Origin of the sequence: Delftia sp. ZNC0008, from assembly GCF_000799035.1 — a bacterium.
Taxonomy (GTDB): domain Bacteria; phylum Pseudomonadota; class Gammaproteobacteria; order Burkholderiales; family Burkholderiaceae_C; genus Comamonas; species Comamonas tsuruhatensis.
Genome location: NZ_JTKZ01000632.1, coordinates 1 through 11,676 on the forward strand (window position 1 = coordinate 1; position 11,676 = coordinate 11,676).

An 11,676-nucleotide genomic window follows, 5' to 3' on the forward strand; every position below is an offset into this window, starting at 1 on the left:
CGAAGGCGTCCATGGCGTACTGGTCATAGGCGGTCACGAAGACCAGGATGGGAAACGGCTGCGCCTCGGGCCAGGCGTCGGCCAGTTCGGCGGCGGCCTCCAGGCCGCTCTGGCCCGGCATGCGGATGTCGAAGAACAGTACGTCCGGCTGCAGCGCCAGCGCCTGCCGGGCGGCACTCAGGCCGTCGCCCACCATGGCGGCAATCTGCAGCTCGGGCCAGGCGCGGTCCAGGGCCTGGCGCAGGTCCTCGGCCAGCAGGGGTTCGTCTTCGGCGATCAGGGCGCGGGGGGCGTGGGTCATTTCAACCGGCGTTGGCAATGGTGATTTTGGCTAGCGTGCCGCCTTCGGGCAGGGCGGCCAGTTCGAAGTGCGCGGCGTCGCCATAGCGGCTGGCCAGGCGTTCGCGCAGCTGGGCCGTGCCGAAGCGGCTGCCGGGCAGGGCGGGCGCACCGGTGTCCAGGCCCATGCCGTTGTCGGCCACGGTCAGCTCCAACGGGCCGCCGTCCATGCGGCGCGCGCGCACGGCGATATGCCCGCCTTCCAGCTTGGGCTCCAGTCCGTGGCGTATGCAGTTTTCCACCAGGGGCTGCAGCAGCAACGGCGGCACGGGCACCTGGGCCAGGTCCTCGGGCAGGTCCAGCGTGTACTGCAGGCGCGGGCCCATGCGGATGGACATCAGCGCCAGGTAGTCGCGCAGGCGCGCGAATTCCTCGGCCAGCGCATGCTCGGTGCTGCGCGAGCCGCCCAACGTGGCGCGCAGGTAGGCGATCAGATGGTCCAGCATGGCCTGGGCGCGCTGCGGGTCGCTGGCCACCAGCACGCGCAGGTTGGCCAGGGTGTTGAACAGCATGTGTGGCTCCAGCTGGGCCTGCAGCAGGGTCAGTCGCGCCTCGGCCGCCTGGCGGCGGGCCTGCTCGGCCTGCATCTGCAGGTGGCGCGAGTAGCCCAGCAGGAAGAAGGCCAGCGACATCACCGTGCTGGCGACGATGGTGACGGCCAGCGGTATCCACAGCCGGTGCATCAGGGCCGTGCTGGCGTCGGGATCAGCCCACTGCCTGTAGGCCGTGCCGATCAGCGACCCGATCACGAACCCCGTCACGATGCCAGCCACCACCAGCGCGGCGCCGCGCCAGCCGCCGGGCCAGGGAATGTCCTGGCCCCGCGTCAGGCGCCAGCGGCCCAGTTCGATGGTGAGCCAGCTGGTCAGGCCGATCGACAGCGAGTAGATGAGGTTCACGTCCCAGCGGCCGTGGTTGCTCAGGCTGAATGCGGCGGCAATCAGGGCGCAGGCCGAGGTCGTCGCGATGCCGTGGCGCAGCAGCGTGGTCCGTTCCACGATGTGGCCAGGGGCGGCCGGCTGGCGTGTGGCGTTGGATGCGGGGTCGGGCATGGAGGGCAATGGTAGTCCCATGGCGTGTTTCAGCGGGCGCGGCCCTGGCGTGACTGCAGCGCCTGCCGCTCGCGCTCCACCATGCGCCCGTGCCAGCCGTTGCCCGGCAGTGCCAGCCAGACCACGGCCCCGTGGATGGCCAGCCCCAGGCCCCAGCCCAGGGCCGGGAAGATGGCCCAGTGCCTGCCCTGGGACAGCGACAGCGCCGCCAGCCCGAGGTTGACCAGCACATAGACGCTGGCGTGGATCATCCAGCCCAGCTTGGCGCCTGCGCGGCGGCGCGCCATGCGCTCCAGGGCATCGTCGTCGTGGCGGGCAGAGGGATCGAGGGGATCAAGGGGATCGAGGGTGCGCATGGGGAGTTCTCCGTCAGGGGGAAGGAAAGCGGCGTCAGGCCAGGCCCAGCCGCTGCCACAGCAGGTCGCCCAGGTAGCGGCCGGGCAGCAGGGTGAACAGGCCCGCCACGACGCAGGCGCCGATGTAGACGCTGCGCATGATCTTGCGGTGGCCGGCGATGTTGCCGTGGTACAGGTGCCAGAACGACCGGCCCAGGCCGGCAAAGGTCAGCGGCACCAGCAGGTGGACGGGCGTGTAGCCGCCCCAGTTGGGCAGGCGGTAGTCGCGGATGAAGCAGGCGGACACCGCCGCGCAGACCATGAGCGTGACAAAGGCATGGCCGGCCGCGCGGTGCAGGCGGGGATGGGCGGCGGCCTGGCGGCGTGCCAGCAGGGCGATGGCGCCCGTGGCCGTGGCCCCGAGGGCGGCGCTCATGTGGATGGCGATCAGCGGTGTCATTTGCATGGCGATGTCCTGGCGTGCGGCCCGGGTTGGCGGGCCTGTATGGGACAGGACTGTCGCTGCCGGGCGCCGCAGGGGCCAGCGCCATGCGACGCACGGACGAGGGCAGGGTGCCAGCTGCATCCTGGCGCCGCGAACGGCAGGCACGTCCACGGCATCTGGAGGATGCAGTCCGCAGGGTGGAGGCCAGGGTGAGTGCGCACGGACTATCGATCAGGGCCTTTGAAACCAATCACCCCCCCCCAGGATTGCTTCGATGCAACAGATTGAGAAAACTCATAGTTGCGTGCCCAGGTGGTTGGTAAGCTAACGGGTTCTGCAAATCATTCTCAATCCCATCCCCATGCCTTCCATTCGCCCCATATCCCTGGCCGTTCTTTGCCTGTGCAGCCATCAGGCGCTGATTGCCCAGACCCGGGGCGGTGATACCGTGCTGGAAGCCGTGACGGTGGAGGCCAGTGCCGACGCATCGGCCCAGGGCCTGTCCAAGCCCTTCGCAGGCGGCCAGGTGGCCACGGGCGCGCGCAACGGCGTGCTGGGCACGCTGGACTGGAAGAACTCCTCGTTTTCCACCACCAGCTACACGCAGCAGCTGATTGAGGACACCCAGTCCAAGAGCGTGGGCGATGTGCTGCTCAACGACCCGGGCGTGCGCCAGGCGCGCGGCTTTGGCAACTTCCAGGAGCTGTATGTGCTGCGCAGCTTCCCGGTCTATTCGGACGACATCGCCTACAACGGCCTGTACGGCCTGCTGCCGCGCCAGTACATCGCCTCGGAATTCTTCGAGCGCGTGGAGGTGCTGCGCGGCGCCAACGCCTTCCTCAATGGTGCGGCACCGGGCGGCAGCGGCATTGGCGGCACCATCAGCCTGCTGCCCAAGCGCGCCGGCAACGATGCGCTGACGCGCGTGGGCGCCGGCATACAGACGGGCGGCCAGGCCTTTGTCTCCACCGACATCTCGCGCCGCTTCGGCCCTGACCGGAGCACCGGCATCCGCCTGAACGCCGTGCGCCGCGACGGCGGCACGGGCGTGGATGGAGAAGACCGCTCGCTCACCGCCCTGGGCCTGGGCCTGGACTGGCGCAGCCGCAACGTGCGCCTGTCGGGCGACGTGGGCTACCAGCGCAACAGCTACAACGGCGGCCGCCCCAGCGTGACGCCCGGCAGCTTCATCCCGGCCGTGCCCGACAACAAGACCAACTACGGCCAGAACTGGTCGTACTCCACCGAGCGCGACCTGTTCGCCACGCTGCGCGCCGAATGGGACATCAACGACACCACCACGGCCTGGGCCGCCGGCGGCCTGCGCCGAGGCAAGGAAGACAACTCCCTGAGCGGCGTGACCGTCACGAATGCGGCCGGCGACACCACGGGCACGCGCTTCGACAACAAGCGCAAGGACAGCGTGGGCACGGGCGAGGTCGGCATCCGCACGCGCCTGGCCACGGGCAGCGTGGGCCACGAGCTGGTGGCCACGGCCAGCACCTACTCGGCCACCGAGCGCAATGCCTGGGGCATGGGCTTTGGCGTGGTCAACAACATCTACAACCCCTGGAGCAGCGCGCGCCCGGCGATGACGCTGTTCGGCGGCAACCTGGCCGATCCCACGCGCGTGGGTGAAACCCGGCTCAACAGCTTCGCCATCGGCGACACGCTGACGATGCTGGACGAGCGCCTGCGCCTGACCGTGGGCGTGCGCCGCCAGAGCATCGAGCAAAGCAGCTACGACTACAACACGGGCGCGCAGACCGACCACTACAAGAAGTCGGCCACCACGCCCATGCTGGGCCTGGTGTTCAAGACCAGCGAGAACACCTCGGTCTACGCCAACTACATCGAAGGCCTGACCAAGGGCGCCGTGGCGCCGCAGACGGCCAACGACCTGCCCGTGTCCAATGGTGGCCAGGTGTTCGCGCCCTACAAGTCGCGCCAGAAGGAAATCGGCTTCAAGTGGCAGGGCCGGCAGCTGGGCGCCACGGTGGCGCTGTACACCACGGACATGCCTTCGGCCTATGTGGCCAACCAGGTCTTCGGCCAGTACGGCAAGCAGCGCAACAGCGGCCTGGAGGCCACGGTCTTCGGCGAGCCCGTCAAGGGCCTGCGCGTGCTGGGCGGCGTGACCTTCAGCGAGGCCAAGATCCGCGAGGCCGCCGATGCCGCCACCATCGGCAACTACGCCATCGGCGTGCCCAAGCGCCTGCTCAACCTGGGCGTGGACTGGGATGTGCCCGGCGTCTCGGGCCTGGCCCTCAACGCGCGCGTGATGCACACCTCCAGCCAGTACGCCAACGGCGCCAACACGCTGAAAGTGGCCTCGTGGACGCGCACCGACATCGGCGCGCGTTATCTCATGGACATCGGCAACAACCGCCTGCTGACCCTGCGCGCGCGCATCGACAACCTGTTCGACAAGGGCTACTGGTCGTCCGTGGGCGGCTACCCGGGCGCCAACTACCTGGTGCAGTCCATGCCGCGCACCTTCTCGCTGAGCGCATCGGTGGACTTCTGAGCCGGAGCGATCTGAAGCATGCGCGCGTTGTGGACGGTGGTGCACCGCTGGATCGGCCTGGTGCTGGCCGGTTTCCTCACCATGGCCGGCCTCACGGGGGCCGTGCTGTCCTGGGACCATGAAATCGACGAATGGCTCAACGCCGACATGCTGGAGACCCCGGCACGCGGCCCGCTGAAGACCCCGCTGGAGCTGGCCGCCGTGGTGCAGGCCAGCGAGCCGCGCGCCGAGATCAGCTACATGACCCTGGGCCTGGTCGAGGGCGAAGCCGCCATGTTCATGGTGCGCCCCCGGCCCGACCCGGCCACGGGCCAGGCGCCTGCGCTGGGCTATGACACGGTCTTCGTCGATCCGGTCAGCGGCCACATCACGGGCCAGCGCAACGGGCGCAGCTTCGCGCTCAGCCAGCGCAACCTCATGCCCTGGCTGCGCCACCTGCACGAAAGCCTGCTGGCCCCGCGCTTCTGGGGCACGGACCGCTGGGGCTACTGGTTCATGGGCAGTCTGGCCCTGCTGTGGGTGGCCGACAGCTTTGTCGCGCTGCTGCTGACCTTTCCCGTCAAGCTCAGGAAAAGCGCCCCGCGCCTGACGGCGGCCATGGGATCGTGGTGGCGGCGCTGGCTGCCCTCATGGCGCGTGCGCTGGGGCGGCGGCGCCTACAAGCTCAACTTCGACCTGCACCGTGCGGGCGGCCTGTGGGTCTGGGCCGTCATCGTCATCGTGGCCTTCACCTCGTTCTCGCTGAACCTGTACCGCGAAGTCTTCTACCCGGTGATGAGCACCGTCTCCACCACCACGCCCGGCCCCTACGAAACCCTCAAGCCCGCGCCCCAGGGCACGCTCCTCGAGCCCAAGGTCTCGTTCGCCCAGGCCATCGCCATCGCCCAGAGCGAGGCCAAGCGCCTGGGCTTCGCCCAGCCCGCCGGCGGCATCTGGTGGGGCGGCGACTTCCCGTTCTACAACATCTCCTTCTTCGACCCGCACGACGAAACCGGCGCCATGGGCATGGGCCTGTCCAACATCTACGTCAGCTCGGACAACGGCGAAGTCCTGGGCACCTACCGCCCCTGGCACGGCACGGCCGCCGACGTCTTCGTCCAGCTGCAGCTGCCCCTGCACAGCGGCCGCATCCTCGGCACCCCCGGCCGCGTGCTCATGTCCTTCGTCGGCGTGCTCGTCGCCGTCCTGTCGATCACCGGCGTCATCATCTGGTGGCGCAAACGCAGGGCCAGGAAGATGACCCCCTGAGCGGCTGCGCCGCTTCCCCCTTCCCGCTTCGCGGAGGGGGACGCAGCCCTCACCGCGGGGCGGCGCGGCCGGCGTAGGCCCTTGCTCGGCTGCCCGCGCTTGAGCCCTGCGAGTTTGAACGGCTGTCGGTAGTACACAGCTCCATTGATAGCCAAATCAGAAAACTATCCGCCTAAACAGCAAAGCCACCGAAAACGGTGGCTTCAATGAAGGCTTGCTGCAGAAATAGGGCGCAGCCTCCAAATCTGGCGCGGCCCGACACCAGAGACGCCGAGCAAGAGCCGCCTCGCGGCGAGGGCGTCGTCCCCCTCCCCCGCGAAGCGGGTAGAGAGGGGGAAGCGGCGTCAGCCGCTCAGGGGGAGCTTCAGTCCTTCTTCAAGCATTCACTCATGAACGCCTTGCGCTCGTCGCCCTTCTTGCCGGTGGCGTCGGCATTGCAGGTCTTCATGCGTTCCTGCTGGCGCTTCTTGCCGTCGGACAGGCAGGACTTCATGAACTCCTTGCGCTCGTCGCCTTTCTTGCCGGTGGCTTCGGTGTTGCAGGTGCCCATCAGCTTTTGCTGGGCCGTGGGAGCCTTGTCCCCTGCGGCCATGCCCATGCTGCAGGCCAGGGAGACAACTGCCAGAACAACGATTTTTTTCATGATGGAATGGTTTTGAAGGCGCGCTGAAGTCCAGCGCACCCACATTGCAGCACAGCGCCGGGCGCGCAGCAACGTCGCGGGCCCGGCGTTGTAAAAGTTTGCGATTGCCGCTGACAGGCGGGCGGGCGGACACCGGCAGGCCATGGCCAGCGCAGATAATGGCGCACTTTTGCATTGCGACAGGACGCTTGCCGTGGACATTCTTTTGCTGGTCAAGGCCGCCATCATGGGCATCGTGGAGGGACTGACGGAGTTCCTTCCCATCTCTTCCACCGGGCACCTCATCCTGGCAGGCTCGCTGCTGGGCTTCGACGATGCCAAGGCCAAGGTCTTCGACATCGCCATCCAGACCGGCGCCATCTTCGCCGTGGTGCTGGTGTACTGGCAGAAGATCCGCTCCACCGTGGTCGACCTGCCCACCAGCCGCCAGGCGCAAAGGCTCACGCTGAACGTCATCATCGGCTTCCTGCCGGCCGTGGTGCTGGCGCTGATCTTCGGCAAGTTCATCAAGGCGCACCTGTTCACGCCCACCGTGGTGGCCACCACCTTCATCCTGGGCGGCTTCGTCATCCTGTGGGCCGAACGCCGTCCGGCATCGGCCACGCGCGTACAGACCGTGGACGAGATGACGCCGCTCGATGCCCTCAAGGTCGGCCTGGTGCAGTGCCTGGCCATGATTCCCGGCACCAGCCGCAGCGGCGCCACCATCATCGGCGGCATGCTGATGGGCCTGTCGCGCAAGGCGGCCACCGATTTTTCGTTCTTCCTGGCCATTCCCACGCTGATCGGCGCCGGCGTCTACAGCCTCTACAAGGAGCGCGCCCTGCTGTCGGTGGCCGACATCCCCATGTTCGCCGTGGGCCTGGTGTTCTCCTTCATCAGCGCCTGGCTGTGCGTGCGCTGGCTGCTGCGCTACATCTCCACCAACAGCTTCGTGCCGTTTGCCTGGTACCGCATCGCCTTCGGCATCATCGTGCTGGTCACGGCCTTCACGGGCCTGGTCAACTGGAGCGGCGGCTGAACAGGGCCGGGCCATCGATGGGACAAGCCACCTTCGGGTGGCTTTTTTGCGTCATGTGCCCGGGGGAGCAACCGCATGAAGAGCGCGTGGTTGCCCCATGAAAACCCCTGTACTCCTGAGAATGATGATGTTCTATGGTTATAAAAAATATGTTTTTTTTATAACTTTTTCCGAGGGTTGCCATGGCCATCGAACAAGGGCAGTTGATGTGGCGTCCCAGCCCGCAGCAGGTCGCGCAAAGCGGCCTGGCGCGCTACATGGATTGGCTGGCTGCGGCAAGGGATAGGCGCTTCGATGGCTACCAGGCGCTGTGGCAGTGGTCGGTCACGGATCTCGATGGCTTCTGGCGCTCGATCTGGGACTACTTCCAGGTCATGGCCGACGGTGACCCGACGCGCGTGCTCGGTGAGCGCGGCATGCCGGGCGCGCAGTGGTTTCCCGACACGCACCTGAACTATGCCGAGCATGTGTTCCGCAGCGCCCGCGCCGAGCACCCGGCCATCATCGCGCGCTGCGAAGGCGCCGAGCCGGTGGAGCTGTCATGGCGGCAGCTGGAGCGTGACGTGGCGGCGCTCGCGGCCCGGATGCGCGAACTCGGCCTGGGCCGCGGCGATCGCGTCGTGGCCTACCTGCCCAATGTGCCCCAGGCGGTCGTGGCCTTCCTGGCCTGCGCCAGCATAGGCGCCATCTGGTCCAGCTGCGCGCCCGAGATGGGCGTTTCCGTGGTGCTGGACCGCTTCCAGCAGATCGGTCCCAAGCTGATTTTCGCCACCGATAGCTATGTCTACGGGGGACGGTGTTTCGATCGCCGCGCCGTACTCGGCGAGGTGCTGCGGGGATTGCCCGAGATAGGCCATGTGATCCATGTGCCCGGCCCCCTGTTCAGGCCCGGGGACCCCGCATGCGAGCTGCCCTGGCGCAATGTCCTGGCCTGGGCCGACGCGCTGGCCAGGCCCGCAGAGCCGGTCTTCGAGCGCTTGCCGTTCTCGCACCCGCTGTGGGTGGTCTATTCCTCGGGCACCACGGGACTGCCCAAGGCCATGGTGCACAGCCATGGCGGCATCGTGCTCACCCACCTCAAGGCCCATGGGCTGCAGCACGACGTGCGGCCTGGCGACCGCTTCATGTTCCTGGGCAGCACGGGCTGGATCGTCTGGAATCTCATGGTGGGCAGCCTGCTGGCTGGCGCCACCGTGGTGCTGTCCGATGGCAACCCGACCTCGCCCGACGATGGCGCATTGTGGGACTTCATCGATCGCCAGCAGGTCACCCTGTTCGGTTGCGGCGCGGCCTTTCTGGCCAAGACCATGAAGGATGGCGTGGTGCCGGCCCGGGGCCGCCGCTTCGAGAAACTGCGCGCCATCAATTCCACGGGGTCGGCGCTGCCGCTGGAGGCCTACGGCTGGGTCTACGAGAACATCAAGCGCGATCTGTGGCTGGCCTCGGTCAGCGGTGGAACGGATATCGCCTCGGGCTTCGTGGCCTGCGCGCCCCTGCTGCCCGTGCGTGCGGGCGAGATCCAGTGCCGTGAGCTGGGCGTCGCCGCGCACGCCTTTGACGAGCAAGGGCGCAGCGTGACCGGCGAGGTGGGCGAACTGGTGATCACCGAACCCATGCCTTCCATGCCCTTGTATTTCTGGAACGACGCCGATGGCCTGCGCTACCGTGAAAGCTACTTCGACGTCTTTCCCGGCTACTGGCGCCATGGCGACTGGATCTCGTTCAGCGAGCATGGGTCGGCCGTGATCTACGGCCGCTCGGACACCACGATCAACCGTTTCGGCATCCGCATGGGAACGGCCGAGATCTACCGTGTCGTCGAGGAAGTTGACGAGGTCTTGGACAGCCTCGTCGTGGACCTGGAGTTCCTGGGGCGCCCCTCTTTCATGCCCTTGTTCGTGGTGCTGGCTCCGGGCCTGGTGCTGACGGATGCGCTGGTGGCCCGGATCAAGGATGCCATCAGGGCCCAGGCCTCTGCGCGCCACGTGCCCGATGCGGTCATCCAGGTCGCCGAGATTCCGCGCACCCTCACGGGCAAGAAGATGGAACTGCCCGTGCGCAAGCTGCTGCTGGGTGCAGAGCCCGCCAAGGTGGCCAGCCCCGACGCCATGGCCAATCCGCGCAGCATCGATTTCTTCGTGCAATACCGGGCACGGGTCCCGCTGGCCTGAGGTGCGGCGACCCTGGCCGATTTCATCCATGACGCAGGAGACAAACCCATGACCGTCTCTATCGAAAGGTCCGCCAGGCCCCGTTCGATGCGCCTGGCCCCACCTTGGACCGAGCCACCCCATCGCCCATGAAGTCAGCACTCCAGCAGAATTTTCTGATGCAGCAGTTGGGCCACTGCACGCGCCTGGCCCATGCCACCGTAAGGCCTCACTATGCGAAGCACATGCTGGCGCTGGATCTCAAGCCGTCGGAGTTTGCCGTGCTGTCGCTGATCTCGGCCAATCCCGGCGCGTCCCAGCGCCAGATCGCCGAGACCGTGATGATTTCCCAGCCCAACATGGCGGCGCTGATGGAAAGACTGCAGGTGCGCGGCCTGCTCAGGCGCGAGGCCGATCCTGCGGACAGGCGCCTGTCGCTGCTGTATCTGACGGCCGAGGGCGAACGCCTGCACGAAAAGGCGGCGGCGCAGGTGGAAATTCTGGAGCAAGAGGCCAGCCGCATGCTGAGCGCTGAGGACAAGCAGCAGCTGCTGCGCCTGCTTCACAAGATGATCGATTGCGCCGGGTAGCCGGCCCACCATCGCCAAGACCCTCGCCCGCTGCCGTGAACGCCGATGGGGCCCGATCCTTGAGGAAGGCGCCAAGGGGTTCAAGCTCCATCCCATGGTCCAGGGTTGCCATCCGGATCTCGGCCTGAGCCGGACGCCGCTCAGGTTTGCATGTTCAGCAGCGCGGCCTCGATGGCGGCGGCCGTGGCGTGGGGCCGCTCCATGGGGAACAGGTGGCTGCCGTCCAGCATCATCACGCGCCCGCGCGTGATGCGGCGCGTGAGGTCCATGCCCACCTGGCGCATCTCCACCGAGGCACGCCCGCCGATGAAGGCCGCCGGGCAGCGCAGCGGATGGTGGTGCAGCAGCGAGGCCAGGTTGTGCGGCAAGGTGTTGTAGATGGCGGTCTCCACCTCGCGCGTGAAGTGCAGCGTGCGCCGGCCGTCCAGGTCGGCCAGGCCGCCCTGCACATAGTCCTGGAGTACCTGCGGATGCCATTGCGCAAACACCTTCTTGGCGCGGAAATAGGCCAGCGCCTCGTCATCGCTGTCCCAGGCATTGCGGCGGCGCGCGCTGATCTTGCCTGGCGAGACCGAGCCCACCAGCTGCGTGCGCTTGGCCACCCCCACGGCATTGGCACGCCAGCCGCTGAGCAATGGCGAGTCGATCAGCAGCACGCCGCGCGCCAGCTCGGGATGGCGCGCGGCCGTCATCACGCTCAGGAAACCGCCCAGCGAATGCCCGACCAGGAAGACCGGACCGCCCACGCGCTCGACCTCGGCGCGCGTGAACTCGGCCAGTTGCTCGACCAGGTGCGGCCAGTTGTTGGTGACGGGAAAGCGCGGGTCATGGCCGAAGCGCTCCACGCCCTGCGCCGCGATGCCGCGCCCGGCCAGCAGCGAGAGCAGCAGCCGGTAGGTGGGCAGCGGAAAACTGTTGGCATGCGAGAACACCACGGGCAGCGGCGCCGATGCAGTGCCCGCGCCCGTGCCCGTGCCGGCAACCGCCGCATCGCTCTCGGCCCGCTGTGCGGACCGGGCCGCGTTCACGGCCGAGGCTCCTGGCCGGCCTGTGCGGCGCCATCGGGCACGCCTTGCTGGTGGCCCGAGGGCTGGCCTGCATCGGGCCGCACGGGCGATGCCGGGCCCGGCTGCTGGGGCGTCATGGGTGTCATGGGTGTCATGGGCGTCATGGGCGTCATGGGGGAGGTCGCAAGACCGTCTGCCGTGGAGGTGCCCAGGCCCGCGCCCGTGCCGCTGTGATAGGGCTGGCGCAGCGCCGCAGGCGGCAGCCGGCCCATGCTGCGCGCCGACGAGCGCAGGGCGCCTGCCGGCGCGTTGACCTTGG

Annotated in this window: 11 protein-coding genes and 1 pseudogene; 5 read left to right on the forward strand and 7 right to left on the reverse strand. The window is 67.8% G+C overall.

Annotated features, from left to right (window positions below; translation table 11 throughout):
- The 4 genes from L995_RS20615 to L995_RS20630 all read right to left on the reverse strand — a co-directional run.
- Positions 1-301: LytR/AlgR family response regulator transcription factor (locus L995_RS20615; protein WP_047473379.1), on the reverse strand; the 301-nt coding region annotated here is incomplete at its 3' end.
- A gap of 1 nt (position 302) precedes the next feature.
- Positions 303-1,391, reverse strand: a complete 1,089-nt coding sequence (locus tag L995_RS20620; protein ID WP_047473381.1) for a sensor histidine kinase — start codon at positions 1,389-1,391, stop codon at positions 303-305.
- Positions 1,392-1,420: 29 nt separating this feature from the next.
- Positions 1,421-1,747: a 2TM domain-containing protein gene (locus L995_RS20625; RefSeq protein WP_016454690.1), complete on the reverse strand. Its 327-nt coding sequence runs from the start codon at positions 1,745-1,747 to the stop codon at positions 1,421-1,423.
- Between the two features lie 34 nt (positions 1,748-1,781).
- Complete coding sequence (locus L995_RS20630; RefSeq protein ID WP_047473383.1) at positions 1,782-2,192, reverse strand: DUF2306 domain-containing protein; 411 nt, start codon at positions 2,190-2,192, stop codon at positions 1,782-1,784.
- Positions 2,193-2,532: 340 nt separating this feature from the next.
- Between L995_RS20630 and L995_RS20635 the strand changes: the two genes are divergently transcribed.
- Complete coding sequence (locus tag L995_RS20635; protein WP_047473384.1) at positions 2,533-4,698, forward strand: TonB-dependent receptor; 2,166 nt, start codon at positions 2,533-2,535, stop codon at positions 4,696-4,698.
- Positions 4,699-4,716: 18 nt separating this feature from the next.
- A complete protein-coding gene (locus L995_RS20640; protein ID WP_047473386.1) occupies positions 4,717-5,946 on the forward strand; it encodes a PepSY-associated TM helix domain-containing protein in 1,230 nt (409 codons plus the stop codon).
- A 364-nt stretch (positions 5,947-6,310) separates the two neighbouring features.
- On the opposite strand, the gene L995_RS20645 is transcribed toward L995_RS20640, so the two are convergent.
- Complete coding sequence (locus L995_RS20645; RefSeq protein ID WP_047473388.1) at positions 6,311-6,589, reverse strand: PsiF family protein; 279 nt, start codon at positions 6,587-6,589, stop codon at positions 6,311-6,313.
- Between the two features lie 193 nt (positions 6,590-6,782).
- Between L995_RS20645 and L995_RS20650 the strand changes: the two genes are divergently transcribed.
- The 3 genes from L995_RS20650 to L995_RS20660 all read left to right on the forward strand — a co-directional run bounded on the left by L995_RS20650 (position 6,783) and on the right by L995_RS20660 (position 10,350).
- Complete coding sequence (locus tag L995_RS20650; RefSeq protein ID WP_047473390.1) at positions 6,783-7,610, forward strand: undecaprenyl-diphosphate phosphatase; 828 nt, start codon at positions 6,783-6,785, stop codon at positions 7,608-7,610.
- Positions 7,611-7,792: 182 nt separating this feature from the next.
- Positions 7,793-9,781: an acetoacetate--CoA ligase gene (locus L995_RS20655; protein WP_047473391.1), complete on the forward strand. Its 1,989-nt coding sequence runs from the start codon at positions 7,793-7,795 to the stop codon at positions 9,779-9,781.
- Positions 9,782-9,909: 128 nt separating this feature from the next.
- A complete protein-coding gene (locus L995_RS20660) occupies positions 9,910-10,350 on the forward strand; it encodes a MarR family winged helix-turn-helix transcriptional regulator (RefSeq protein WP_016449686.1) in 441 nt (146 codons plus the stop codon).
- A 140-nt stretch (positions 10,351-10,490) separates the two neighbouring features.
- On the opposite strand, the gene L995_RS20665 is transcribed toward L995_RS20660, so the two are convergent.
- Positions 10,491-11,378, reverse strand: a complete 888-nt coding sequence (locus tag L995_RS20665; RefSeq protein ID WP_017406489.1) for an alpha/beta fold hydrolase — start codon at positions 11,376-11,378, stop codon at positions 10,491-10,493.
- Positions 11,375-11,676 (reverse strand): annotated as a pseudogene (locus tag L995_RS20670) (proteasome-type protease); the annotation flags it as partial. The pseudogene L995_RS20670 and the gene L995_RS20665, both read right to left, overlap by 4 nt.